This window comes from Geodermatophilus sp. SYSU D00663, assembly GCF_054050655.1.
The window spans coordinates 1-26,220 of record NZ_JBJGZT010000011.1 but is presented as its reverse complement, the minus strand read 5'-3'; the positions used below and the strand labels follow the sequence as shown (position 1 = coordinate 26,220).

Genomic DNA, 26,220 nt, shown 5'->3' with positions numbered 1-26,220 from the left:
GCCTAGTGACCGCACGCCGCCGCGCGTGGTCCGGCCGCACCGCCACGCCACCCGTGGGGACGCTGCGACCGGCGTGACTGGTGGGTCGCCGCTACGCGGAACGCACCAGGCCCAGCTCCGCCGGGTCGGCCAGGTGCTCGGAGTGCGGCAGCACGCGCACCGTGTACCCGAACGCGCCGGTGCGCTCGAGCGGCAGGGTCGCGGTGAACCAGTGCCGCGAGCCCTCGGTGTGCTCGTGCCGCATCGGCACCGTCGTCACCTGGTGCAGGCCGTCGGCGTCGTCGACCCGCCCGTAGGCCGCCTGCACCTCGACGTCGGCCGGGGTGAGGTGCGGCAGCTCCACCTCCGCGCGCAGCGCCAGGGTCGAGCCGATCTCCGGGGTGTCGCCGGCGCCGGTGGCCTCGACGTGGGCGACCCGCACGCCCGACCAGTTCTCCAGCAGGTGCGCCCGCCACTGCGCCTCGGCCCGCGCCGGCGCGTACCCGCCGTCGGCCATGGTCCGCGACGAGCCGGCGGCCGGCACGTACAGCCGCTCCACGTAGTCGCGCACCATCCGGGTGGCGAGCACCTTCGGGCCGGTCTCGCGCAGCGTGTGCCGGACCATCTCGACCCAGCGGGTGGGGATGCCGTCGCGGTCGGTCTCGTAGAACCGCGGCAGCACCTGGGTGGACAGCAGGTCGTAGATGGCCCGCGCCTCGACGTCGTCGCGTCGCTCGGGGTCGGTGACGCCGTCGGCGGTGGGGATCGCCCAGCCGTTCTGGCCGTCGAACCACTCGTCCCACCAGCCGTCGCGGATGGACAGGTTGAGCCCGCCGTTGAGCGCGGCCTTCATGCCCGAGGTGCCGCAGGCCTCCAGCGGCCGCAGCGGGTTGTTCAGCCAGACGTCGCAGCCCCAGTAGAGGTAGCGGGCCATCCCGATGTCGTAGCCGGGCAGGAACGCGATGCGGTGCCGGATCACGGGGTCGTCGGCGAACTTCACCATCTGCTGGATCAGCTGCTTGCCGCCGTCGTCGGCGGGGTGGCTCTTCCCGGCGATGACCAGCTGGACCGGCCGCTCCCCGTCGAGCAGCAGGGCCCGGAGCCGGTCGGGGTCGCGCAGCATGAGGGTCAGCCGCTTGTAGGAGGGCACCCGGCGGGCAAAGCCGATGGTGAGGACGTCGGGGTCGAAGGCGGTGTCGGTCCAGCGCACCTCGGCCTCGGCCGCGCCGCGCGAGCGCGCCGTCTCGCGCAGCCGGCGGCGCACCTCCTCGACCAGCCGGCCGCGCAGCATCCGGCGGGTGTTCCACAGCTCCAGCGCCGGGATCCGGTCGACGCCGTCGAACGACGCCGGCCCGGTGCCCTCGAACGGGTCGCCGTCGCTGGAGGTCTGGGTGCCCAGCTCCACCAGCTCCCGGGCGGTCCAGGTGGGCGCGTGCACGCCGTTGGTGATCGAGGTGATCGGGACGTCGGCCTCGTCGAAGCCCGGCCACAGCGGGTTGAACATGGACCGGCTGACGTGCCCGTGCAGCTCGCTGACGCCGTTGGCCCGCTGCCCCAGCCGCAGGCCCATGTGCGCCATGTTGAACTTCGTCGGGTCGTCCTCGGCACCGAGCGGGATGAGGTGCTCGAGCGGGACGCCGAACCCGGCGAAGTACCGCTCGATCAGCGCGCGCGGGAACCGGTCGATGCCGGCGGGCACCGGCGTGTGCGTGGTGAACACCGTGCCGGCGCGGACGGCCTGCAGCGCCTCGGGGAAGGTCAGCCCGTGCGACTCGGTGAGCTCGCGGATCCGCTCGATCCCCTGGAAGCCGGCGTGGCCCTCGTTGGCGTGGAACACCTCCGGCTGCGGGGTGCCGGTGAGCTGGCAGTAGGCGCGCAGCGCCCGGACGCCGCCGATGCCGAGCAGCATCTCCTGGCGCAGCCGGTGGTCCTCGTCGCCGCCGTAGAGCCGGTCGGTGACCCCGCGCTCGGCCGGGGCGTTCTCCTCGATGTCGCTGTCGAGCAGCAGCAGCGACACCCGGCCCACCTGCGCCCGCCACACGTGCGCGTGCAGGGTGCGGCCCTCGGGCAGCGGGACGGCGATGACGACGGCGGCCCCGTCGGGCTGGCGCAGCAGCTTGACCGGCAGGCCGTGGGGGTCCAGCGACGGGTAGTGCTCCAGCTGCCAGCCGTCGGCCGACAGGCCCTGCTCGAAGTAGCCGGCCCGGTAGAGCAGGCCGACGCCGATCAGCGGCACGCCGAGGTCGGAGGCGGCCTTGAGGTGGTCGCCGGCGAGGATGCCCAGGCCGCCGGAGTACTGCGGCAGCACCTCGGTGATGCCGAACTCGGCGGAGAAGTAGGCGATGCTGCGCGGCGCCTCGGGGCCCAGCGACTGGTACCAGTGCTCGGAGGACAGGTAGTCGTCGAGGTCGTCGACGACGTCCTGGAGGCGGCGGAGGAACCGGCGGTCGGTCGACAGCGTGGCCAGCCGCTCGGCCGACACCTCGCCCAGGACCTTCACCGGGTCGTTGTTGCAGGTCCGCCAGAGTTCGGGGTCCAGCGCCTCGAACAGGTCGCGGGTCTCCGGGTGCCACGACCAGCGCAGGTTCATGACCAGCTGGGACAGCGGCATGAGGGCCTCGGGGAGGGCCGCCCGGACGGTGAACCTACGCAGAGCTCGCACGCGGGGAGCCTAGCCAGCGGGACGCCTCCGGACAGGTCGGAGGCACCACACGACCGGGTGCCGGGCACCCGGTGGGGGACGTCTCGGCGGCCGAGGTGTGACCGGTGCCGGACCTGGATAGCGTGGCCGGGATGACTCGCCGCGCTGACCTCCGCCTCGGCATCACCGATGTCGCCCCCGTCGTGTCCTGCGGGTCGTTCTCGGCCCGCGCCGTGGTCGGCGAGCACCTGCCGGTCACCGCCACCGTCTTCCGGGAGGGCCACGACGCCGTCGCGGCCGACGTCGTCTGGACCGCTCCGGACGGCACCCGGGGTCCCCTCAACCGCATGCGCCGCTTCGGCGAGGAGCCCGACCGGTGGATCACCACCGTGGTGCCCGACCGGGAGGGGCGCTGGACGTTCCGGGTCGAGGCGTGGAGCGACCCGCTGGCCACCTGGCACCACGCCGTCGAGGTGAAGATCGAGGCCGGCCAGGGCCCCGGGGAGCTGGCCAACGACCTCGAGGAGGGCGCCCGGCTGCTCGAGCGGGTCGCCGAGGGCGCCGACGACGAGTGGCGCGGCCGCCTCGGCGAGGCCGTCGCGGCGCTGCGCGACACCTCCCGCACGCTGCCCGACCGGGTCGCGCCCGCGCTGGCCGCCGGGGTGCAGCGCTACCTCGACGAGCACCCGGTCCGCGAGCTGGTCACCCCGACGCCGGAGTACGAGGTGTGGGTCGACCGGCCGCGCGCGCTCTACGGCTCCTGGTACGAGTTCTTCCCCCGCTCCGAGGGCCCCGTCGTCGGCGGCGTCCCCGTGCACGGGACGTTCCAGACCGCGGGCGACCGGCTGCCGGCGGTCGCCGAGATGGGCTTCGACGTCGTCTACCTGCCGCCGATCCACCCGATCGGCAAGGTCAACCGCAAGGGCCCGAACACGCCGCAGTTCCCCGGCGGCAACCCGCACGAGGTCGGCCCGGACGACGTCGGCTCGCCGTGGGCGATCGGCAGCGACGAGGGCGGCCACGACGCCGTCCACCCGCAGCTGGGCACGATGGAGGACTTCCGCGCCTTCGTCGCCCGCACCCGCGGCCTGGGCATGGAGGTGGCGCTGGACCTGGCGCTGCAGGCCGCGCCCGACCACCCGTGGGTCAAGGAGCACCCGGAGTGGTTCACCACCAAGCCCGACGGGACCATCGCCTACGCGGAGAACCCGCCGAAGAAGTACCAGGACATCTACCCGGTCAACTTCGACAACGACCCCGAGGGCATCTACGCCGAGGTGCTGCGGGTGGTGCGGGTCTGGATGGACGCCGGCGTGCGGATCTTCCGCGTGGACAACCCGCACACCAAGCCGCTGGACTTCTGGCACTGGCTGATCTGGAAGGTCAAGGAGACCGACCCGGACGTGCTCTTCCTCGCCGAGGCCTTCACGCGGCCGGCGATGATGCACCAGCTGGCGCGGATCGGGTTCACCCAGTCCTACACGTACTTCACGTGGCGGACCGCGCGCGGCGAGATCGAGGACTACGGCCGCGAGCTCGCCACCAACGCGCACTACATGCGGCCGAACTTCTTCGTGAACACCCCGGACATCCTGCACGCGAGCCTGCAGTACGGCGGCCCGCCGATGTTCAAGATCCGCGCGGTGCTCGCGTCGATGATGAGCCCGACCTGGGGCGTCTACTCCGGGTACGAGCTGTACGAGCACGTGGCGGTGCGGCCGGGCAGCGAGGAGTACCTCGACAGCGAGAAGTACCGGCTGCGCCCGCGTGACTGGGCCGGCGCCGAGGCGGCCGGCCGGAGCCTGGCGCCCTACCTGCGGAAGCTCAACGAGATCCGCCGCCGGCACCCGGCGCTGCAGCAGCTGCGGACGCTGCGGTTCCACCAGGTCGACAACCCGAACCTCATCTGCTTCAGCAAGACCGACCCGGCCTCGCAGGACGCCGTCCTCGTGGTCTGCGCCCTCGACAGCCAGAACCGGCAGATCGGGACGACGGCGCTGGACATGCCGACCCTCGGGCTGGACTGGCACGAGCGCTTCGCCGTCACCGACGAGGTCACCGGCGCCCGCTACGACTGGGGCCAGTTCAACTACGTCGAGCTGGACCCCTACTGGGAGCCGGCGCACGTGTTCTCGGTCCACCTGCCCCGGCCGGTGACCTGGCCGCCGCCGGTCTCCTGACCCCTCCCCCACCTCCTGACGAACGAGGGCTTCCCGCACCGATGACGCTCCCCGTGCCCGACTCCCCCGACGCGGGCTCCGCGCTGCCACCGCGGGGCAGCGACCCGCTCTGGTACAAGCGCGCCGTCTTCTACGAGGTGCTCGTCCGCGGCTTCGCCGACAGCAACGCCGACGGCGTGGGCGACCTCCGCGGCATGATCGACAAGCTCGACTACCTGCAGTGGCTCGGGGTCGACTGCCTCTGGCTGCCGCCGTTCTTCGCCTCGCCGCTGCGCGACGGCGGGTACGACGTCAGCGACTACACCGCGGTGCTGCCGGAGTTCGGCGACATCGACGACTTCCGCGACCTGTTGCACGCCGCCCACGCCCGCGGCATCCGCGTGATCATCGACTTCGTCATGAACCACACCTCGGACCAGCACCCCTGGTTCCAGGCCAGCCGCAGCGACCCCGAGGGCCCCTACGGCGACTTCTACGTGTGGGCCGACGACGACACCGGCTACGCCGACGCGCGGATCATCTTCGTCGACACCGAGTCGTCCAACTGGACGTTCGACCCGGTCCGCAAGCAGTACTTCTGGCACCGCTTCTTCTCGCACCAGCCGGACCTCAACTTCGAGAACCCGAAGGTGCAGGAGGCGATCATCGACGCCCTGCGCTTCTGGCTGGACCTGGGCATCGACGGCTTCCGGCTCGACGCCGTCCCCTACCTGTTCGAGGAGGAGGGGACCAACGGCGAGAACCTCCCCCGCACCCACGAGTTCCTCAAGCACGTGCGCAAGGTGGTCGACGCCGACTACCCCGACCGCGTGCTGCTGTGCGAGGCCAACCAGTGGCCGGCCGACGTCGTCGAGTACTTCGGCGAGGACGGCGACGAGTGCCAGATGGCCTTCCACTTCCCGGTGATGCCGCGCCTGTTCATGGCCGCCCGCCGGGAGCAGCGGTTCCCGATCTCGGAGATCATGGCCCAGACGCCGCCGATCCCCGACAACTGCCAGTGGGGCATCTTCCTGCGCAACCACGACGAGCTGACCCTCGAGATGGTCACCGACGAGGAGCGCGACTACATGTGGGCGGAGTACGCCAAGGACCCCCGCATGAAGGCCAACATCGGCATCCGCCGCCGGCTGGCGCCGCTGCTGGAGAACGACACCAACACCCTCGAGCTGTTCAACGCGCTGCTGCTGTCGCTGCCCGGCTCGCCGGTCCTGTACTACGGCGACGAGATCGGCATGGGCGACAACATCTGGCTCGGTGACCGCGACGGCGTCCGCACGCCGATGCAGTGGACGCCCGACCGCAACGGCGGCTTCTCCACCGCCGACCCGCAGCGGATGTACCTGCCGCTGAACCAGGACCCGGTCTACGGCTACCAGACCACCAACGTCGAGGCGCAGCTGCGCAACACCAACTCGATGCTGCAGTGGATCCGCCGGATGATCGCCGTCCGCAAGGAGCACCCCACCTTCGGCCTGGGCAGCTACGAGGAGGTCGGGTCGCGCAACCCCACGGTGCTGTCGTTCGTCCGCGAGTTCGGCGACGACGTCGTGCTGTGCGTCAACAACCTCTCCCGCTTCCCGCAGCCGGTGGAGCTGGACCTGCGCCGCTTCGAGGGCTACACGCCCATCGAGCTCACCGGCCGGGTCGAGTTCCCGCAGATCGGCGTGCTGCCCTACATGCTCACCCTGGCCGGGCACGGCTTCTACTGGTTCGAGCTGGCCAGGCCGGTGGAGCCGGCCGAGGAGCCGGCCGCGGAGCCGGAGGCCGCCACCAGCCCGGTCGCCGACTCGCTGCTGGCCGCCGGCCTGGTGAGCGAGGCCGAGGAGATCCCCGGCGACAGCGACACCAGGACCGGCGACGACGTCCCGCCCAGCACCGGAGGACCCCGATGAGCGGAGCACCCGAATGAGCGGAGCACCCGAATGAGCAAGGCCCTGGCCGACGTCCTGCGCGAGTGGATGCCGCACCAGCGCTGGTTCGGTGGCAAGGGACGGGAGTGGGCCGACGTCACCGAGGAGGGCTTCTTCCTCTCGCGGTCCGAGCCGGTCCTGTCGGTCCACCGCGTCCGGGTGACCTACGCCGACGGCGCCGTCGAGACCTACCTGGTGCCGCTGTCGTGGCGGGCGCACCCGGAGGAGGAGCTGTCCTCGGCGCTCGTGGGCGCCGTCCCGGCCAGGGGCGCGGACGGCGCCGACCGGGAGAACTACGCCTACGACGCGATGCGCGACCGCGACGCCACCCCGCCGTGGCTGGTGCACCTGGTGGCCGCCTCGACGGTGGGGCCGATGCACTTCCACCCCGCCGGCGTCGCGCCGATCCCCGAGGGCGTGCCCGGCGACGTCGTCTCGACCGAGCAGAGCAACACCTCGCTGGTCTACGGCCAGGACGCCATCTTCAAGCTGTTCCGCCGCCTCGAGCCCGGGCTCAACCCCGACGTCGAGATCGGCGAGGCGCTGCGCAAGACGGAGAACCCGCACATCGCGCCGCTGCTCGGCTACATCGAGATCGACGACCCCGACGGCGGCGAGCCGGCGACCGCGGCGATGCTGCAGACGTTCGTCCGCGGCGCCAGCGACGGGTGGCGGCTGGCCACCGCCAGCGTCCGCGACCTCTACGCGGAGGGCGACCTGCACGCCGACGAGGTCGGGGGCGACTTCGCCGCCGACAGCGAGCGGCTGGGCGCGGCGACCGCCTCCGTGCACGCCGACCTCGCCCGCGTCCTGGACACCGAGCCGGCCGACCGCGAGTGGTTCGCCGCCACCGCGCGGGCGATGACCGACCGGCTGGAGGCCGCGCTGCCCGTCGTCCCGCAGCTGGAGGAGCACCTCGAGGGCCTGCGCGCGGTGTACGCCGCGGTGGCCGACAGCCCGGAGCAGGTGGTGCGCCAGCGGGTGCACGGCGACTTCCACCTGGGCCAGGTGCTGCGGACGGCGACCGGCTGGGTGGTGCTCGACTTCGAGGGCGAGCCGGCCCGGCCGCTGGCCGAGCGGCGGCAGCTGGACAGCCCGCTGCGCGACGTGGCGGGCATGCTGCGCAGCTTCGACTACGCCGCCCGGCACATGCTCGTGGAGCAGCCCGACGACCCCCAGCGCGCCTACCGGGCGCAGGAGTGGGCCGAGCGCAACCGCGGCGCGTTCTGCGCGGGCTACTCGGCGGCCAGCGGCATCGACCCGTGCGGGGACTCGCCCCTCCTGCGGGCCTTCGAGGCGGACAAGGCGGTCTACGAGTGCGTCTACGAGGCGCGCAACCGGCCGAACTGGCTGATGATCCCGCTGCACTCGCTGTCCCGGCTCACCGCCGCGAGCACCTGAGTCCCCCGCCAGACGACACGCAGCAGACGACACGCAGCAGACGACGACGCAGCAGACGACGACGCAGCAGACGACGACGCAGCAGACGACGAAGAGGACGGCAACGCGACGATGACGACGAGCGACCCGACACCCGCGAGCGGGACGGCCGCCGAGACCGCTGACTCGCCGGCCACCAAGGAGCAGCTGCAGCGGGCGGTCGAGGAGATGACCGCGCAGGCCGAGACCGCCGAGGCCGAGCCGGTCGTGAACCCGACCCCGGCGCGCAAGCGGGCGCCGGCGAAGAAGGCCGCCGCGAAGAAGGCCCCGGCCAAGAAGGCCGCCGCGGAGAAGGCCCCGGCTGCGGACGCGGCCACCGCCGCGGTGGCCGGCGGCGACGGCGCCGCCGAGCCCGCCGCGGCGAAGAAGGCCACGAAGCGGACCGCGAAGAAGGCCGCGCCGGCCGCCGACGGCGAGGCGCCGGTCAAGGCCACCCGCAAGCGGGCGCCGCGCAAGACGGCCGCGGAGAGCATCACCGAGCCCACCGCCGAGGTGGTCGCCGAGCAGGGCGGCACCGCGGCGCCGGTGGTCGCGCCCGCGCCGATCGCCGAGCCCGGCTCCCCCACGGGCGCGCCCGCCGGGCAGCCGGAGCCGCCCTCGCCCGACCCGGCCGAGCCCTCGACGCCGCAGGCGCCCGAGGAGGAGTCGGCTGCTGTCGGCACCGCCGACGCGGGGACGGCCGCGCCCGCGCCTGCAGCCGGCGACGGTGGCGGCCTCACCAGCGGCGCCGGCGGCGGGGGCGAGCACGACGCCCCCGAGGAGGTCACCGAGGAGGACCTGCGGGCGATCGTCGACGGCTGGTCCCGCGACCCGCACCGGGTGCTCGGCGCGCACGCCGCCGCCGAGGGCTGGGTGGTGCGCACGCTGCGGCCCGACGCGTCCGCGGTGGTCGTCGTCGACCAGGACGACTCCCGCTACGAGGCCCGGCGGATCCACGGCGGCGGGATCTACGAGGCCGCGCTGCCGCAGCAGCCCGGGGACTACCGGCTCGAGGTGACCTACGGCGGGGACACCTTCACCGTCGACGACCCCTACCGCTGGATGCCCACGCTCGGCGACCTCGACCAGTACCTGATCGGCGAGGGCCGGCACGAGCGGCTGTGGGAGGCGCTCGGCGCGCACGTGCGGCGCTACGAGACCCCGCGCGGCACCGTCGAGGGCGTCTCCTTCGCCGTCTGGGCGCCCAACGCGCAGGGCGTGAAGGTCACCGGCGACTTCGACTACTGGGAGGCCCGGGCCTACCCGATGCGCCAGCTCGGCGGCATCGGCGTCTGGGAGATCTACATCCCCGGGGTCCAGGCCGGCACCCGCTACCGCTTCCACGTCCTGGGCGCCGACGGCGTCTGGCGGGAGAAGTCCGACCCGATGGCGTTCGCCACCGAGGTGCCGCCGGCCAACGCCTCCGTCGTCGTCGAGTCCTCCCACGAGTGGAACGACGACGCGTGGCTGGCCGAGCGCGAGCGCGGCAACTGGCACGAGCGGCCGATGAGCGTCTACGAGGTGCACCTGGGCTCCTGGCGGCAGGGCCTGTCCTACCGCCAGCTGGCCGAGGAGCTCGTCGACTACGCCGTCGCCGCCGGGTTCACCCACCTGGAGTTCCTGCCGGTCGCCGAGCACCCGTTCGGCGGCTCGTGGGGCTACCAGGTCACCAGCTACTACGCCCCGACGTCGCGGTTCGGCAGCCCCGACGACTTCCGGTACCTCGTCGACCGGGCGCACCAGGCCGGCCTCGGCGTCATCGTCGACTGGGTGCCGGCGCACTTCCCCAAGGACGCATGGGCGCTGGGCCGGTTCGACGGCACCGCGCTCTACGAGCACGACGACCCGCGCCGCGGCGAGCAGCCGGACTGGGGCACGTTCGTCTTCAACTTCGGCCGCACCGAGGTGCGCAACTTCCTGGTCGCCAACGCGCTGTTCTGGGCCCAGGAGTTCCACGTCGACGGGCTGCGGGTCGACGCCGTCGCCTCGATGCTCTACCTGGACTACTCGCGCAAGGACGGCGAGTGGATCCCCAACGCGTACGGCGGGCGGGAGAACCTCGAGGCGGTGTCGTTCCTGCAGGAGGTCAACGCCACCCTCTACCGCGAGGTGCCGGGCGTGGTGACCATCGCCGAGGAGTCGACCGCCTGGCCCGGGGTCACCCGGCCCACCTACCTCGGCGGCCTGGGCTTCGGCTTCAAGTGGAACATGGGCTGGATGCACGACTCGCTGGCCTACGTCCAGCGCCAGCCGGTGCACCGCAGCTACCACCACAACCAGCTGACGTTCTCGATGATGTACGCCTACTCCGAGAATTACGTGCTGCCGATCAGCCACGACGAGGTCGTGTACGGCAAGGGCTCGCTGCTGCGGAAGATGCCGGGCGACCGGTGGCAGCAGCTGGCCGGCGTGCGCGGCTACCTCGCGTACATGTGGGCCCACCCCGGCAAGCAGCTGCTGTTCATGGGCTCGGAGTTCGCCCAGGACGGCGAGTGGGCCGAGAGCCGCTCGCTGGACTGGTGGCACCTGGACGACCCCGCGCACCGCGGCGTCCTGCAGCTGGTCACCGACCTCAACGCCCGGTACCGGGAGACCGAGGCGCTGTGGTCGCTCGACGTCGACCCGGCCGGCTTCCAGTGGATCGACGCCAACGACGCGTCGGGCAACGTCATCACCTTCCTGCGCTACGGCCGGCCGAAGGTCGCCGACGTCCCGACGCCGACCGAGGCGGCCGAGAGCGGCACCGACGCCGCGGTGGTCGAGGGCGGCGGGCAGACGCCGGGCCAGGTGCTCGCCGTCGTCTGCAACTTCTCCGGCGCCCCGCACCACGGCTACCGGATCGGCCTGCCGCGCGGCGGGCGCTGGCGCGAGGTCCTCAACACCGACGCCGAGGGCTACGGCGGCTCCGGAGTCGGCAACTACGGCGGGGTCGACGCGGTCGAGGAGCCCTGGCACGGCCAGCCGTTCTCGGCCACCGTCTCCGCGCCGCCGCTGGGCACCCTCTGGCTGCTGCACGAGGGCTGATCCCGGCCGCTCCCCCGGCTCCGACCTGCGACGGCCGGGCCGCTCCACCCGTGGAGCGGCCCGGCCGTCGTCGCGCGCGGACCCGTTCCCAGCCGCTGCCCGCCCGTGCATCATGGCCCGGCTCCGCGCCCCGGTGGCGCGGGCCGGCCCCGGCTCCCTCGGGGGCCCGCACCCCGGCAGAGAAGGAACCCCAGCTCCATGAGGCATGGTCTGCGCCGCGCGATCGTCGCGGCAGCGGCGGGCAGCGTGCTGCTCACCGGTTGCTCGAGCACCGTCGTCGGCGCCGCCTCCCGCGGGCCGGGCGTCCCGGTCGACGTGTCCGACGGCGAGTTCCCCATCACCGGTTCCGCGGACACCGAGGCCGACCGGCTGGCCCGCAACGCCCTGGCCGACCTCGACACCTTCTGGAGCGAGGCCTACCCCGAGTTCTTCGGCGAGGAGTACCAGCCGATCACCGGCGGCTACTTCTCGGTCGACTCCACGGACATCGACGAGTCCGCCTACCCCAGCACCGGCATCGGCTGCGAGCGGGCGCCCGAGGACCCCGACGGCGTGGCGAACAACGCCCACTACGACCCCAACTGTGACGCCGTCGCCTACGACCGCGCGCTGCTCGACCAGCTCAGCGCCGAGTTCGGGCCCTACCTCGGCCCCGCGGTGATGGCGCACGAGATCGGCCACGCCATGCAGGGCCGGTTCGGTTTCGCCGACTCGACGATCGTCGTCGAGACGCAGGCCGACTGCCTGGCCGGCGCCTTCACCCGGTGGGTGATCGACGGCAACGCCGAGCACATCGCGCTGCGCGTCTCCGAGCTCGACCAGGTGGTGCTCGGCTTCATCGGGCTGCGCGACCCGGTCGGGTTCTCCCCCGACGACGACCGGGCGCACGGCTCGGGCTTCGACCGGCTGTCGGGCTTCTACGCCGGCTACGAGGGCGGCGTCGGCACCTGCCGGGACGACTTCACCGAGCAGCGGCTGTTCGTCGCCACCGAGTTCCTCACCGAGGACGACCTCGACAACGAGGGCAACGCGGCGTACGACGAGATCGGCCAGATCATCGGCACCACCCTCCCCGCCTTCTACGAGTCGGTCTTCCCGGGCCTGGGTGAGCAGTTCAGCGCCCCGACCGTCGAGTCGTTCGACGGCACCGCGCCCGACTGCGGCGACATGGGCGCCGAGGACCGCGACCTCGGCTTCTGCGAGGCCGACGGCACCGTCTACGTCGACGAGGCCGACCTGCTCGGCCCGGCCTACCAGGGGATCGGCGACTTCGCCGTGGCCACCGCCGTCTCCCTGGCCTACGCCCAGGCGGCGCGGGCGCAGCTCGGCCTGTCCATCGACGACGCCACGGCCGTCAGCTCCGCGGTGTGCCTGACCGGCTGGTACGCCGGGCGGTTCTGGACCGGCGACTTCCAGGCGCAGGAGATCTCCCTCTCCCCCGGCGACGTCGACGAGGCGGCGATCTTCCTGCTCACCTACGGCCAGCAGGAGAGCGTCTTCCCGAACACCGACCTGTCCGGCTTCGAGATGGTCGACGCCTTCCGCGACGGGTTCCTCAACGGCGGCGCCGGCTGCGAGATCGGTCTCTGACAGCGCACCACCCGTGACGGCGCCCGTCTCCCCCCGGGAGGCGGGCGCCGTCCGCGTTCACGCAGGCCCGTGGCGGGTAGAGGCTCCCGCGATGGACCTCCGCACGCGCTCCCGGGGCGCACTCGCCGTCGTCGTGGCGCTCGGCGTCCTCCTGACGTCGGGGTGCTCGTACGTCGTCATCGGGCAGGCGCGCTCGCAGGGTGCGCCGTCGCAGTCGGTGGGCGACGACGCCCTGCGCGTCGTCGGCGCCACCGACGGGCCGATCGACACCCTCGCCCGCAACGCCCTCGCCGACCTGCAGACGTTCTGGTCGGACACCTTCCCGGCCGTCTTCGGTCAGCAGTTCCAGCCGCTGACCGGCGGCTACTTCAGCGTCGACCCGGACGACGTCGACCCGGCGGCCTACCCCGAGGGCATCGGCTGCGGCACCGACCCGCGCGAGCTGGAGAACAACGCCTTCTACTGCTCCTCGCAGGGCGTGCCCAACTCCGACTCGATCAGCTACGACCGCGCCTTCCTCGGCGAGCTGGCCGCGCAGTACGGCGAGGTCCTGCCGCAGCTGGTGATGGCGCACGAGTACGGCCACGCGGTGCAGGCCCGGGTCGGCTACCCGCGGACCTCGATCGCCACCGAGACCCAGGCCGACTGCCTGGCCGGCGCGTGGACCGCGTGGGTGGCCGACGGCAACGCCGAGTTCTCCTCCGTCGACACCACCGACCTCGACCAGCTGCTGCGCGGCTACTTCCTGCTGCGCGACCCGGTGGGCACCGGCACCGGCGAGCAGCAGGCGCACGGCTCCTACTTCGACCGCGTCTCGGCGTTCCAGGAGGGCTTCGACGACGGCGCCGAGGCGTGCCGCGACAACTACGGCCCCGACCGCGTCTTCACCCAGGGCGAGTTCACCAGTGACACCGACTTCGCCAACCGGGGCAACGCGGACCCCGCGACCACGCAGCAGATCATCGAGGACTCGCTGCCGGAGTTCTGGACCCGCGCGTTCAGCGAGGTGCTGGACGCCGAGTTCACCCCGCCGCAGCTGGAGGCCACCTCGAGCCCGCCGGACTGCGCCCCGTCCGACGTCGCCCTCGTCTACTGCCCCGACGGGGGCAGCGCCGGCCTGGTCGCCTACGACGGGGACTTCGCCGAGCAGGCCTACGAGCTCGGCGACTTCGCCCTGGTCACCGGGGTGGCCATCCCCTACGCGCTGTCGGCGCGCGACCAGCTGGACCTGTCCACCGACGACACCGACGCGCTGCGGTCGGCGGTCTGCCTGACCGGCTGGTACTCCGCGCAGGTCTACAACAACCAGCTCCGGTCGGTGCGGATCTCGCCGGGGGACATCGACGAGAGCGTGCAGTTCCTGCTCGAGTACGGCAACGACCCCGACGTGCTGGCCGACGTCGAGCTGACCGGCTTCCAGCTCGTCGACGTGTTCCGCGCCGGGTTCCTGCAGGGCGCCGGCCCCTGCGACGTCGGGGTCTGAGCCCCCGTCCGCGGAGCCGGCCCCCCGCAGGGCCCACCGCGAGCGGTGGGCCTCCTAGTACAGGGCGGCCATCAGCTGGCGCCGCGCCGCGGCGACCCGGGGGTCCTCGGCGCCCACGACGTCGAACAGCTCGACCAGGTGCCTGCGGGCCGCGTCGCGGTCCTCGCCGGCGGTGCGGCGGACGACGTCGACCAGCCGGGTGAAGGCGCCCTCGACGTCGCCGGTGCCGAGCAGGAAGTCCGCGGCGCGGGTCTGGGCGGCGACGTCGTCGGGGGCGGCGTCGGCCTTCGCGAGCGCGTCGGGGCCGGCGGCGTCGGCGCGGCGGAACAGCTGCACCTGGCGCAGCGCGAGGCCGGCGACCGGGTGGTCGGGCTCGGCGTCGACGATGGCCCGGTAGGCGGCCTCGGCGGCCTCCAGGTCCCCGCGCTCGAGGGCGGCCTCGGCGGCGTCCAGGCGCGGGTCGTCGAGGCCCTCGTCCTCGGCGCCCTCCGCGCCGGGCACCGCGCCGCCGGTGGTGGCGCGCACCAGCTCGGTGACGAACTGGCGGGCCTGCTCCTCGGGGATGGCGCCGGTGAACTCGGCGACCAGCTGCCCCTGCCACACGGCCTTGACCGCCGGGATGCCCTGCACCCGCAGGCCCTGCGCCAGCGCGGGGTTGGCGTCGACGTCGACCTTGGCCAGCACCCACGAGCCGCCGCCCTCGGCGGCCAGCCGCTCGAGGACCGGGGACAGCTGCTTGCACGGCCCGCACCACTCGGCCCACAGGTCGAGGACGACCGGCACCTGGAAGGAGCGGTCGAGGACCTCGGTCTGGAAGGTGGCCTCGGTGACGTCCACGACGGCCGAGCCGGGGGCACCCGCCGTCGCGGCGGCGCTCGGGGGCGGGGCGGCCTGGGCCCGAGCGGCGGCCTCGGAGCGCGCCTTGACGGCGGCGAGGTCGACCGCACCGGCCAGGGAGGCGGCCAGCTGTGCCTGCTGGGCCTGCGCGCGCGGGTCGGGGCGTCCGGGACGGGTGGGCTGCATGCCGTCCATGATCCCACCGGCGGGCCGGTGTGGTGTCAGCCCTCGGCGGACGGGGCCGGATCGACCTCCGCGACGTCGCCGGCGCCCAGGCGCACCCGCCGGAGCAGCGCGAACAGCGTCTCCTGCTCGGCCTCGGGCAGGTCGCCCAGACCGAAGTCGAGCGCCATGAGCTGACCGGTGGCCACCTCGACGACCTCGCGGCCGCGGTCGGTGATCCCGGCCAGGACGCCGCGGCCGTCGGCGGGGTTGGGCCGGCGGTCGACGAAGCCGGCCGCCACCAGCCGGTCGATGGCGTTGGTGACGCTCGTCGGGTGCACCATCAGCCGGCTGCCGATCACCTTGAGCGGCAGCTGCCCGGTGCGGCTGAAGGTCAGCAGCACGAGGACCTCGTAGCGGGCGAAGGTCAACCCGTGCGGGCGCAGCACCTCGTCGAAGCGGGCCAGCAGGATCTGCTGGACCCGGAACACCGACGTCGCCGCGCGCATCGCCGAGGCGGGGCCGAAGCGCTGCTCCCAGGTCTCCCCCGCCCGCTCGATCGGGTCGAACGGCAGCCCCAGCGCCCGGACCATGCGCCCGACGCTACCTGCCTCCCGCCGCGCCCCCACCCCTGACGCCGAGTGGTCACCTGTCGGGGGCATCGCGGGGGCACCACCCCATCAGCTGACCACTCGGGCCGCGGACGGCCAGGGCGGCGGCGATCCGGGCGAGCAGCCGGGCCGGACGGCGCAGGTCCTCGGCCGTGACGAACAGGACCCGCCAGCCGGCGCCCGTCAGCCGGTTGAGACGGCGCCGGTCGGCGGCGAACTGGGTCGGGTCGCCGTGCCACAGGCCGTCGTACTCGACGGCGAGTCGCCGGTCGGGCCAGGCGAAGTCGACGCGGGCCACGAAGCCCCGGTCGTCGCGGACGGTGAACTGCGCGACGGGAACCTCCAGCCCGGACCGGTGGAGCAGCAGTCGCAGTCGGGTCTCCTGCGGTGACCCGGCGAGGCCGTCGGCGAGCGCAGCCGCCCGTCGCACCTGCCGGCATCCGCGCCCGGTGGCCGTCGCAGCAGCAACGCGGAGGGCGTCCAGTCCGACCAGTCGCTCGGCCACGAACCGGTCGAGGAGGACGACCGCCTCGACCAGAGGCCCGCGAGCGGCCGTCTCGAGCGCGGTCACGACGGGCGTGGTGACCGCCACGCCGGCGTGCCGCGTCACCTGCTCATCAGCCAGGGTGGCCCTCCGGACCACGATCCCCGGCACCCGGCTGCGGGACCGCTCAGGGGGCACGGTGAGTTGCACGTCGTCCTCGGACCCGGCGAGGTCCAGTCCCCACAGGACCGCGGCGCTCCGGCCGCTGACCACCGCGCCCGGGACGACGAAGTGGGCGGCGCTGCGGGCCAGCACCTCGTGGGTCAGGTCGACCGTCGTACAGGCGTAGACGTCCCGGAAGACGCGCCGCCACGCGGGTCCGCGAAGCTCGTCGGCGGTCAGCAGTCCGCGCGACACCGCACTCGTCCCGCGGAACACGCGGCCGCGCAACTGCTCGGGGCGGCGCGGCGGTCTCGGCACCGGCGCAGCCTGCCCGACGCCGGGCCCTGCCCGCTGACGCCGTCCACAGACCGGCTCGACCGGGCACCTGGCGGGGTCATCCCGGTACGGAGGTCCCGCCAGGTGACCACTCGACGGGGGGTGCCTCAGGCGGCGGGGCGCAGGCGGGGCACCTCGCGGACGCCGAACACCTCGCGCAGCGCCACCTGCGCGGCGTTGTCGCCGCAGGCGCCGTGCACCGCGGGCCCGGGCGGGGTGGCCGAGGACGCGAGGTACACGCCGTCGACCGGCGTCTTGTACGTGTTCCACCGCGGCACCGGGCGGAACAGCATCTGCCGCAGCGTGGCCTGGCCGTTGGAGATGTCCCCGCCGATGTACACCGGGTTCCACGCCTCCATCTGGACGGCGTTCTTGGTGACCCGGTCGACGACCGTGTCCTTGAAGCCCGGCGCGAACCGCTCGACCTGGTCCTCGATGGCCGCGGTCATGTCGACGTCGGAGCCGTGCGGCACGTGCACGTAGGCCCAGAAGACGTGCCCACCCTCGGGGGCGCGGGTCGGGTCGGGCACGGTCGGCTGGACGGCGAGCACGTACGGGCGCTCCGCGGCCCGCCCCTGGTTCGGGGCCCGCTCGCCGGCGATCGTCTCCTCCAGCGTCCCGGCGACGTGCAGCGTGCCGGCCCGCCGGACGTCGGGGTTGGTCCACGGCACCGGCTCGGACAGGATCCAGTCGATCTTGAACACGCCGGCGCCGTGCCGGTACCGCCGCACCCACCGCCGGTAACCCTCGTTCACGCGGTCGCCGGCCATCGACACGAACGCCTCGGGCGAGGTGTCCAGCAGCACCGCCGGGACGCCGTCGAACTCGCGCAGGTCCGTGACCAGGTGCCCGGTGACCACCTCGCCGCCCTGCTGCTCCAGCGCGGTGACCATCGCGTCGGCGAGGTTCTGCGACCCGCCCTCGACCAGCGGCCACCCGACGTGGTGGCCGAGCATCGTCAGCAGCATCCCGAGCGCGGACGTCAGCGGCTGGCTGAGGTCCAGCATGCCGTGCGCGGCGGCCCCGCCCAGCAGCGCGCGGGCCTCCTCGGTGCGGAAGTACCGGTGCGCCAGCCAGCTCACGTTGGGCAGCCCGTTGAGCCCGAAGTGCACGATCTGCGGCACGCTGCGGGTCGGCAGCCGCCGCAGCCGGCTGGTCAGGAAGAAGTCGACGACGTCCTGCCCGTGCTCCACCAGCGGCTCGAACAGCCGGCGGTAGGCCACGCCGTCGGGCCCGAGCGCGTCGGCGGTCTCCTCCAGCGAGTGGTACTGGACCGCGGCCCGACCGCCGTCGAGCGGGTGCGCGAAGTTGACCTCCGGCTGCACCAGCCGCACGCCGCGGCTGGGCAGGTCGAACTCGCGGAAGAACGGCGCCGCCGCGGCCATCGGCTGCACGATCGAGCAGACGTCGTGCCGGTACCCGGGCCGCATGAGCTCCTCGGTCCGCATGCCGCCGCCGGGCCTGTCCGCGGCCTCCACCACCTGCACGCGCAGGCCGGCGGCGGCCAGCCGGAGGGCGGCGGCCAGGCCGTTCGGCCCGGCCCCGACGACGACGGCGTCCGGCTTCCCGTTCACCGGGCCAGTCTGCCCGGGGCAGGTCAGAGCTGCGCGAGGAGCCGGTCGGCCGCGCGGTAGGGGTCGGTCTCCCCCGCCACCACCTCCTCGGCGAGCGCGGCCAGCGCCGCGGACCCGCGCACCTCGCCGATCCGCTCCCGCAGCCCGGCCAGCGCGATCGCCTCGATCTCCCGGGCGGCCCGCTCGGCCCGGCGGCGGACGCCCTCCCCGGCGTCGGCGAGCCAGCGGCGGTGCGCCTCGACCTCGGCGAGGACCCGGTCGATCCCCTCGTCGCGCGCGGCCACGGTCCGCACGATCGGCGGCCTCCACGCGCCCGGACCGGCGTGCCGCCCGCCGAGGGACTGCACGTACCGCAGGTCCCGCACGGTCTGGTCGGCGCCGTCGCGGTCGGCCTTGTTGACGACGAACACGTCGGCCACCTCGAGGATCCCGGCCTTCGCCGCCTGGATGCCGTCGCCCATGCCCGGCGCCACGAGCACCAGCGTCGTGTCGGCCAGCGAGGCGATCTCCAGCTCCGACTGCCCGACGCCGACGGTCTCCACCAGCACGACGTCGCAGCCGGCCGCGTCGAGCACCCGCAGTGCCTGCGGCGTCGCCCAGGCCAGTCCGCCGAGGTGCCCGCGGGAGGCCATCGACCGGATGTAGACGCCGGGGTCGCCGGCGTGGTCCTGCATCCGCACCCGGTCGCCGAGCAGCGCCCCGCCGGAGAACGGCGACGACGGGTCGACGGCGAGCACGCCCACGCGTCTCCCGGCCGCCCGCAGCGCGCGCACCAGCGCCGTCGTCGTCGTGGACTTGCCCACGCCCGGGGAGCCGGTCAGGCCGATCACCTGCGCGTGCCCGGTGTGCGGGGCCAGCGCGGCGGCGACCTGGCGCAGCACCGGGCTCGCGTCCTCGACCAGCGAGATCAGCCGGGCCACCGCGCGGGCCTCGCCGTCGCGCGCGCGGGCGACCAGGTCGGGGACGTCGACAGCGCGCCGGCCCCGCCGCCCGCGGGGGGCGACAGGGCCGGGCGTCCGGACAGCCGTCCCCTGCGGGGACTCCGTCACGCCTTCGCGGGCACGTGCAGGATCAGCGCGTCGCCCTGGCCACCACCGCCGCACAGCGCGGCGGCGCCGACGCCGCCACCGCGGCGGCGCAGCTCGAGCGCGACGTCGAGCACGATGCGGGCGCCGCTCATGCCGATCGGGTGGCCGAGGGCGATCGCGCCGCCGTTGGGGTTGACCTTCTCCGGGTCGATGCCGAGCTCCCGGGTCGAGACGAGGGCGACCGCGGCGAAGGCCTCGTTGAACTCGACCAGGTCGAGGTCCTTGGGGTCGATGCCCTCCCGCTCGCAGGCCCGCTGGACCGCGCGCGAGGGCTGGCTCTGCAGGGTGGCGTCCGGCCCGGCGACGACGCCGTGGGCGCCGATCTCGGCGATCGGGGTGATGCCCAGCTCCGCGGCCTTCTCCGCGCTCATGACCACGACCGCGCACGCGCCGTCGGAGATCTGCGAGGCGGTGCCGGCGGTGATGGTGCCGTCCTTGGCGAAGGCCGGCTTGAGCCGCGCGAGGGTCTCGACGGTCGTGTCGGCGCGGACGCCCTCGTCGTCGCGGAACTCGATCGGGTCGCCCTTGCGCTGCGGGACGAGGACGGGGGTGATCGCCTCGTCGAAGACGCCGTTCTTCCCCGCCCGGGCGGCCTTCTGGTGGCTCTCCGCGGCGAAGGCGTCCTGCTCCTCGCGGGTCAGGTCGTACCGGCTGTTCGCCTGCTCCGTGAGGGCGCCCATGGCGACCTGGTCGAAGGTGTCCGACAGCCCGTCGTGGGCCATCGCGTCCACGAGGGTGGTGTTCCCGTACCTGGTGCCGGTGCGGGAGTTGGGCAGCAGGTGCGGCGCCTGGGTCATCGACTCCTGGCCGCCGGCCACGACGACGTCGAACTCCCCTGCGCGGATGAGCTGGTCGGCCAGCGCGATGGCACTGAGGCCGGACAGGCACACCTTGTTGACGGTGATGGCCGGGACCGTCATGGGGATGCCGGCGGCGACGGCGGCCGGACGCGCCGGGTTCTGGCCGGCGCCGGCCTGCAGCACCTGACCCATGATCACGTACTCGACCTGGTCGCCCGAGATGCCGGCGCGCTCCAGGGCGGCCTTGATGGCGATGCCACCGAGGTCGGCGGCGGAGAAGTCCTTGAGGGAGCCGAGGAGCCGACCCATGGGGGTCCGGGCGCCGCTGACGATGACCGAGCGGGACATGCTGCCTCCAGTGCGGGTCGCCGACGCTGGCGACCGCGGGTCGGGCCGCGCCGGGCGGACGGGTCGCGGCGGTCGGGCTGCCGGACAGGATAGATCGGTTCTCCAACCGGGGTCGACGGCCAGCTCGGGGGGTGTGGGGCACCGACCGGGTCAGCCGCGCCGTGCTGGCCGCCGCCGTCCCGCCGTACCTGTGCCGGAGCGAGGACGACCCCGACGGCGGGCTCGACGACGCCACCATCGAGCAGTTCCCGCAGGGCGTCCGCGGCGACCGGCCGGCGTTCCTCGACGACTCCACCAAGGACTTCTCCACCCCGGGCGGGCAGCGCCTGCTCGAGAGCCCGGCGGTCAGCGAGGCGCAGCGGCAGTACCCGCCGCAGATCGCCGCGTTCGCGTCGCCGAAGGGCACGGTCGACTGCATCACCGCGTTCGGCCGCACCGACTTCCGGGCCGACGTCGCGAAGGTCACCGTCCCCACGCCGGTGAGCCACGGCGACAGCGACGCGATCGTCCCGTTCGAGGTGAGCGGCACGCGCGCGCACGAGGCGATCGCCGGCAGCGAGCTGGTCGTCATCGAGGGCGGCCCGCACGGCGTCAACGCGTCGCACGCCGAGGAGTTCGACCGGGCGCTGCTGGACTTCCTCGCGCGCTGACCCCCTCCGCACGGCCGGCCGGGGCCCGTCGTGGTCGACGGGCCCCGTGGCGTGATGGTGGCCACACCGGGGAGTCGTCTCAGACGTCTTGCGTCAGGATGACGCGGTGACCGCCGACGCGACTGCTCCCGCGGGCCTGCCCGCCGAGCTGTTCACCACCATCGACCACGTGGGCATCGCCGTCCCGGACCTGGACGAGGCGATCGCCTTCTACGCACGGGCCTTCGGCGTGCGCTCGGTCCACGAGGAGACCAACGAGGAGCAGGGCGTCCGCGAGGCGATGCTCGCCGTCGGCTCCGGCGACACCCGCATCCAGCTGCTCGCCCCGCTGACCCCGGAGTCGACGATCGCCAGGTTCATCGGCCGGTCGGGGCCGGGCCTGCAGCAGCTCGCCTTCCGCGTCGACGACGTCGAGGCGGTCAGCGCCACCCTCCGCGAGCGCGGCCTGCGGCTGCTCTACGACACCCCGAAGCGCGGGACGTCGGACAGCCGCGTCAACTTCGTGCACCCCAAGGACGCCGGCGGCGTCCTTGTCGAGCTGGTCGAGCCCGCCCGCGCCCAGCACTGACCACCCGCGGTCGGAGCCACCCGACCTGCGCGCGACCCCTGGGTTACCGGTCGGTAACCTGCCGCGCACCGCCCTACCACCCCTCCGAGCCGACGAAGACCCGGGAGAGACACGTGGACGAGATCAGGGACGCCATCCTCGCCGACCAGCTCAGCGACATCGGCGGTCTGCCGGTGCCGGAGTCCTACCGGGCGGTCCTCGTCCGCAAGGACGAGCAGGACATGTTCGCGGGGATGCCGACCAAGGAGAAGGACCCGCGCAAGTCGCTGCACGTGGAGGAGGTCGCCACCCCCGAGCTCGGCCCGGGCGAGGCGATCGTGGCCGTCATGGCCTCCTCGGTGAACTACAACACCGTCTGGACCTCGATCTTCGAGCCGGTCTCCACCTTCGGGTTCCTCGAGCGCTACGGCCGGCAGAACGACCTGACCAAGCGGCACGACCTGCCCTACCACGTGGTCGGCTCCGACCTGGCCGGCGTCGTGCTGCGGGTGGGCCCGGGCGTGAACAAGTGGAAGCCCGGCGACGAGGTCGTGGCGCACTGCCTGTCGGTGGAGCTGGAGGACCCGGCCGGCCACGACGACACGATGATGGACCCGCAGCAGCGGATCTGGGGCTTCGAGACCAACTTCGGCGGCCTCGCCGAGCTGGCGCTGGTCAAGAGCAACCAGCTCATGCCCAAGCCCGCGCACCTGTCCTGGGAGGAGGCGGCCGCCCCCGGGCTGGTCAACTCCACCGCCTACCGGCAGCTGGTGTCCCGCAACGGCGCGGGGATGAAGCAGGGCGACGTCGTCCTGATCTGGGGCGCCTCGGGCGGGCTGGGCTCCTACGCCACCCAGATGGCCCTCAACGGCGGCGCGATCCCCGTGTGCGTGGTCTCCAGCCCGGAGAAGGCCGACATCGTCCGCTCGATGGGCGCCGAGCTGGTCATCGACCGGTCCGCCGAGGGCTACCGGTTCTGGAAGGACGAGGACACCCAGGACCCGAGGGAGTGGCAGCGGTTCGGCAAGCGGATCCGCGAGCTGACCGGCGGCGACGACGTCGACATCGTCTTCGAGCACCCCGGCCGGGAGACCTTCGGCGCCAGCGTCTACGTCGCCAAGAAGGGCGGCACGATCGTCACCTGCGCCTCCACCAGCGGCTACATGCACTCCTACGACAACCGCTACCTGTGGATGAACCTCAAGCGGATCGTCGGGTCGCACTTCGCCAACTACAAGGAGGCGTGGGAGGCCAACCGGCTCATCGACAAGGGGCTGATCCACCCGACCCTGTCGAAGACCTACGCGATGGACGAGGTCGGCCAGGCGGCCTACGACGTCCACCACAACCTCCACCAGGGCAAGGTCGGCGTGCTGACCCTCGCCCCGCAGGAGGGCCTCGGCGTCAAGGACGCCGAGAAGCGGGAGAGGCACCTGCCCGCGATCAACCGCTTCCGCGGCGTCTGAGAGAACCCCGGACGGGGGTGCCCGGACGCCGGCAGGCGTCCGGGCACCCTGGGGGGAGCCGCCTCGTTGTCCGACGGGGCGCCGTCCGGGGCCCACCGGCACCACCCGGGGCGCACACGCCGAACGGCCGGACCCGCCTCGACACGCTGACGACCCTCCCCCGACTCTGCGAGGATGACCCGCATGACCGATCCCCGCCGCGACCTGCTGCCGATGCGCGAGGCCCAGCACTCGTTCGACGTGGTGCTGCGGGGTTACGACCGCCACCAGGTGGCCGAGACCATCGAGCGCCTCGAGGCCGACATCCGGGTCGCGCTCGCCGACCGGGACGCCGCGGCCGCCCGGGTCAGCGAGCTGGCCGGCCAGCTCTCGGCGATGCACGGGGAGATCGACCAGCTGCGCCGGAAGGCCGCGTCCTCCGGCCCGGCCACGTTCGAGAACATGAGCGAGCGCATCTCGCACATGCTCCGCCTGGCCGAGGAGGAGGCCGCCGACATCCGCGCGACCGCCGAGCAGGAGGCCCGGGCGCTGCGGGAGCAGACCGCCGCCGAGGAGCGCGCGATGCTCGAGCGGCACGCGGCCGGGCGGGCCGAGGTGGAGCGGATGCTCGCCGAGGCCCGCCAGAACGCCGAGCAGATCGCCAGCAAGGCGCAGATCCGCGCCGACGAGCTGGTGGCCAAGGCGCAGGAGAAGGTCGCCCGGCTCGACGCGGAGTCGCAGGCCCGCCGCGCCAAGGTCGAGGAGGACTTCGAGATCGCGCAGCGCGCCCGCCGCGCCGAGGCCGCGCGGATCGAGGAGGAGCGCGACCAGCAGTCGGTGCGGGCCGCGCAGGAGCGCGTCGCCGCCGCCGAGGCGCACGCGGCGGGCGTCGTCGCCGACGCCGAGGCCTCCGCCGCCGCCGTCCGCCGGGTGCGCGACGAGCTCGCTGCCCGGCTCAACGAGGCCCGACGGGTGCTGTCCACCCTGCCGGACCTGGCCGATCGGCCCCAGCAGCAGCGCCCGGGCCCGCCGGCGCAGCAGGCCGCCCGCCCGCCGGCCCCGGCGCCCCAGCCCGCCGCGCAGCCGGTTCCCCAGCCGGCGGCCTCGGCCCCGCAGTCATCGCCGCAGGAGCAGCAGCCCGCGGCCCGCCGGGACGCCGACGGCACGCGGGCCGCGGTGCCGCCGGCCGTCGGCCGTCCCGCCGGGGAGCCGCAGACGCTCGTGCAGCCCGCCGTCGGCCCGCAGACGGCCGTGCAGCGCACCGTCGGCCCGCAGAGCGGCGGGCAGCCGGCGGCGCCGCGCCCGACCCCGCACGCCCGGCCCGCCGAGGCCCCGGCCGGAGAGGCCGCCGCCGCCCGGCAGCCCACGCGGCCGTCGTCGCCGCAGACGCTGCCCGCCGTGCAGCCGGCGGCCGGGCAGGAGTCCGCGTCCGGCCGGCCGTCGGTGGCCGAGACCCAGCAGATCCGCCCGGTGCACACCGCGAGCCAGGAGGGCCGGCACGGCGGCGGGTCGAGCCGCGCCGAGCAGCCGTCCCCCGACGGCGCCCCGGAGCCCCAGGGCCCGCAGACCGCGGTGCAGCCGGCCGTCCGCAGCGGCGACACCGGCGGCCAGCCCGCCGTCCCCGGGCGTCCCTGACCTGCTGCCCGGCGCGCCGCGGACCGCGGCCCGCCGGGCGCTCGCCGACGCCGTCGGCGGGGCGCCGGTGCCCGCGGACCCGGAGGCCACCGAGCGGCTGCGGGCGTGGCTCGCCGCACAGCTGCCGCCCTTCGCCCGGACGACGTCGAGGTGACCGACGCCGGGGTGCTGGTGTCGTCCCGCCACGTCTCCGCGCCGGAGACCCCGGTGACCACCGCCTGGCGGCGCGCCCGGCGGACCCCACGGGTGTGGGCCGCGGACCCGCGAGGTAGACGTCGGGTCATCCCCTGACGACAGCGGGTCCGAGCCTGCACCGGGAGGCGGAAGTGAGCAGGACGAGCCGGGTCCTGGCGGTGGTGGCCCTGACCGCGGCGGTGGCGGGGCTGCCCGCCGGCCCGGCGGCCGCGGACGACGGCGGCCTGCTCCGGCTCGCGCACCTGTCCCCCGACACCCCCGCCGTCGACGTCTACGTCGACCCGGTCGCCGACCCCGCGGCCGGCCAGGTCTTCCCCGCGGTCGGCTACGGCGCGGTGTCGGACTACCGACCGCTCCCGGCCGGCGCCTACGCGGTCAGCATGCGCGCGGCCGGCGCGGACCCGCAGAGCCCGCCGGTGCTGTCGACGACGGTGCAGGTCGCCGCGGACAGCGCGCACACCGTGGCCGGCGTCGGCCCCTTCGCCGACCTGGGCCTCGAGGTGCTCGACGACGACCTCACCCCGCCGCCGCCGGGCACCGCGCGCCTGCGGGTCGTCGCCGCGGCGGCCGGCGCGCAGACCCTCGACGTCGCCGTCCCCGGCGGGCCGTCGCTGGCCACCGGCCTGGGCTTCGCCGACACGACCGGCTACGTCGACGTCCCCGCGGGCGCCACGGCGGTCACCGTGACGCCGCAGGGCGGCCGGGCCACGGACCTCCCGGTGCAGGTCGACGCCGGCTCGGTGTACAGCGTGCTGGTGCTCGACCGGGCCGGCGGCGGGCTGACCGTCCGCACCACGCTCGACGCCGCCGGCCCCGGGGTCGTCCCCTCGGGCGGGGTGGAGGCCGGCGCCGGTGGCGCGGCCGACGCCTCCTCGCTGCCCGCCCTGGTCGCGACCGCGGCCGCCGTCCTCGCCGCCGCCGCGGCCCTGTTCCTGCCCACCGCGCGGCGGACGGCGACCGGCGCCGCTCCGGGCCGGCACGCCGCGGGGGGGGGGGGGGGGGGGGGGGGGGGGGGGGGGGCGGGGGGGGGGGCGGGGGGCGGGCGCGGGGGGGGGGGGGGGGGGGGGGGGGAGGGGGGTGTGGTGGGGGGGGGGGCGGGGGTGGCGCGGGGCTTTTACTG

General features: G+C 74.4%; 18 protein-coding genes. 11 read left to right on the top strand and 7 right to left on the bottom strand.

Going from position 1 to position 26,220, the window contains the following annotated elements; genetic code table 11:
- Positions 1-91: 91 nt before the first annotated feature.
- Positions 92-2,641, bottom strand: coding sequence for an alpha-glucan family phosphorylase (gene glgP, locus ACI79Z_RS10395; protein WP_456902580.1), 2,550 nt, complete (start codon positions 2,639-2,641; stop codon positions 92-94).
- Positions 2,642-2,772: 131 nt separating this feature from the next.
- Here glgP and ACI79Z_RS10390 point away from each other — a divergent pair, with 131 nt between their 5' ends.
- The 6 genes from ACI79Z_RS10390 (at position 2,773) to ACI79Z_RS10365 (ending at position 14,226) form a co-directional block, all read left to right on the top strand.
- On the top strand, positions 2,773-4,800 hold the full coding sequence (locus ACI79Z_RS10390; RefSeq protein ID WP_387992557.1) for an alpha-1,4-glucan--maltose-1-phosphate maltosyltransferase: 2,028 nt from the start codon (positions 2,773-2,775) through the stop codon (positions 4,798-4,800).
- A gap of 41 nt (positions 4,801-4,841) precedes the next feature.
- On the top strand, positions 4,842-6,692 hold the full coding sequence (treS, locus tag ACI79Z_RS10385) for a maltose alpha-D-glucosyltransferase (RefSeq protein ID WP_387992554.1): 1,851 nt from the start codon (positions 4,842-4,844) through the stop codon (positions 6,690-6,692).
- A 30-nt stretch (positions 6,693-6,722) separates the two neighbouring features.
- Positions 6,723-8,111, top strand: coding sequence for a maltokinase N-terminal cap-like domain-containing protein (locus ACI79Z_RS10380; protein WP_387992552.1), 1,389 nt, complete (start codon positions 6,723-6,725; stop codon positions 8,109-8,111).
- A gap of 111 nt (positions 8,112-8,222) precedes the next feature.
- Entirely contained in the window at positions 8,223-11,153 is a 2,931-nt protein-coding gene (glgB, locus tag ACI79Z_RS10375) for a 1,4-alpha-glucan branching protein GlgB (protein ID WP_456902579.1), read from the top strand.
- A gap of 198 nt (positions 11,154-11,351) precedes the next feature.
- A complete protein-coding gene (locus ACI79Z_RS10370) occupies positions 11,352-12,743 on the top strand; it encodes a neutral zinc metallopeptidase (RefSeq protein ID WP_456902578.1) in 1,392 nt (463 codons plus the stop codon).
- A gap of 91 nt (positions 12,744-12,834) precedes the next feature.
- A complete protein-coding gene (locus tag ACI79Z_RS10365) occupies positions 12,835-14,226 on the top strand; it encodes a neutral zinc metallopeptidase (protein ID WP_387992544.1) in 1,392 nt (463 codons plus the stop codon).
- Positions 14,227-14,280: 54 nt separating this feature from the next.
- Here ACI79Z_RS10365 and ACI79Z_RS10360 read toward each other — a convergent pair whose 3' ends face one another.
- The 6 genes from ACI79Z_RS10360 to ACI79Z_RS10335 form a co-directional block, all read right to left on the bottom strand.
- On the bottom strand, positions 14,281-15,249 hold the full coding sequence (locus ACI79Z_RS10360; RefSeq protein ID WP_387992541.1) for a tetratricopeptide repeat protein: 969 nt from the start codon (positions 15,247-15,249) through the stop codon (positions 14,281-14,283).
- 35 nt (positions 15,250-15,284) lie between these two features.
- Positions 15,285-15,818: a MarR family winged helix-turn-helix transcriptional regulator gene (locus ACI79Z_RS10355; protein ID WP_387992538.1), complete on the bottom strand. Its 534-nt coding sequence runs from the start codon at positions 15,816-15,818 to the stop codon at positions 15,285-15,287.
- A 52-nt stretch (positions 15,819-15,870) separates the two neighbouring features.
- The gene (locus ACI79Z_RS10350; protein ID WP_456902577.1) at positions 15,871-16,800 is read right to left on the bottom strand and encodes an endonuclease domain-containing protein; all 930 of its coding nucleotides are present in this window, start codon (positions 16,798-16,800) and stop codon (positions 15,871-15,873) included.
- Positions 16,801-16,925: 125 nt separating this feature from the next.
- Entirely contained in the window at positions 16,926-18,392 is a 1,467-nt protein-coding gene (locus ACI79Z_RS10345; RefSeq protein WP_456902576.1) for a phytoene desaturase family protein, read from the bottom strand.
- A gap of 23 nt (positions 18,393-18,415) precedes the next feature.
- On the bottom strand, positions 18,416-19,441 hold the full coding sequence (gene meaB, locus ACI79Z_RS10340) for a methylmalonyl Co-A mutase-associated GTPase MeaB (RefSeq protein WP_456902575.1): 1,026 nt from the start codon (positions 19,439-19,441) through the stop codon (positions 18,416-18,418).
- Positions 19,438-20,628, bottom strand: a complete 1,191-nt coding sequence (locus tag ACI79Z_RS10335; protein WP_456902574.1) for an acetyl-CoA C-acetyltransferase — start codon at positions 20,626-20,628, stop codon at positions 19,438-19,440. Before ACI79Z_RS10335 ends, meaB begins: the two co-directional genes overlap by 4 nt.
- 131 nt (positions 20,629-20,759) lie before the next feature.
- Between ACI79Z_RS10335 and ACI79Z_RS10330 the strand changes: the two genes are divergently transcribed.
- From ACI79Z_RS10330 to ACI79Z_RS10310, 5 genes are all read left to right on the top strand, one after another.
- Positions 20,760-21,278, top strand: a complete 519-nt coding sequence (locus ACI79Z_RS10330) for an alpha/beta fold hydrolase (RefSeq protein ID WP_456902573.1) — start codon at positions 20,760-20,762, stop codon at positions 21,276-21,278.
- 106 nt (positions 21,279-21,384) lie between these two features.
- Entirely contained in the window at positions 21,385-21,846 is a 462-nt protein-coding gene (gene mce / locus ACI79Z_RS10325) for a methylmalonyl-CoA epimerase (RefSeq protein ID WP_387992521.1), read from the top strand.
- A 113-nt stretch (positions 21,847-21,959) separates the two neighbouring features.
- Complete coding sequence (gene ccrA, locus ACI79Z_RS10320; protein ID WP_456902572.1) at positions 21,960-23,291, top strand: crotonyl-CoA carboxylase/reductase; 1,332 nt, start codon at positions 21,960-21,962, stop codon at positions 23,289-23,291.
- A 183-nt stretch (positions 23,292-23,474) separates the two neighbouring features.
- Positions 23,475-24,905 (top strand): hypothetical protein, encoded by a 1,431-nt coding sequence (locus tag ACI79Z_RS10315; RefSeq protein WP_456902571.1) that lies wholly within the window; start codon positions 23,475-23,477, stop codon positions 24,903-24,905.
- Between the two features lie 326 nt (positions 24,906-25,231).
- On the top strand, positions 25,232-26,220 hold a 989-nt coding region (locus ACI79Z_RS10310; protein ID WP_456902570.1), incomplete at its 3' end, for a DUF4397 domain-containing protein.

Coding starts and splice junctions, on each gene's coding strand:
- ACI79Z_RS10390 (WP_387992557.1), top strand. CDS start 2,773: ATGACTCGCCGCGCTGACCTCCGCCTCGGCATCACCGATGTCGCCCCC.
- treS (WP_387992554.1), top strand. CDS start 4,842: ATGACGCTCCCCGTGCCCGACTCCCCCGACGCGGGCTCCGCGCTGCCA.
- ACI79Z_RS10380 (WP_387992552.1), top strand. CDS start 6,723: ATGAGCAAGGCCCTGGCCGACGTCCTGCGCGAGTGGATGCCGCACCAG.
- glgB (WP_456902579.1), top strand. CDS start 8,223: ATGACGACGAGCGACCCGACACCCGCGAGCGGGACGGCCGCCGAGACC.
- ACI79Z_RS10370 (WP_456902578.1), top strand. CDS start 11,352: ATGAGGCATGGTCTGCGCCGCGCGATCGTCGCGGCAGCGGCGGGCAGC.
- ACI79Z_RS10365 (WP_387992544.1), top strand. CDS start 12,835: ATGGACCTCCGCACGCGCTCCCGGGGCGCACTCGCCGTCGTCGTGGCG.
- ACI79Z_RS10360 (WP_387992541.1), bottom strand. CDS start 15,249: ATGCAGCCCACCCGTCCCGGACGCCCCGACCCGCGCGCGCAGGCCCAG.
- ACI79Z_RS10355 (WP_387992538.1), bottom strand. CDS start 15,818: ATGGTCCGGGCGCTGGGGCTGCCGTTCGACCCGATCGAGCGGGCGGGG.
- ACI79Z_RS10335 (WP_456902574.1), bottom strand. CDS start 20,628: ATGTCCCGCTCGGTCATCGTCAGCGGCGCCCGGACCCCCATGGGTCGG.
- ACI79Z_RS10315 (WP_456902571.1), top strand. CDS start 23,475: ATGACCGATCCCCGCCGCGACCTGCTGCCGATGCGCGAGGCCCAGCAC.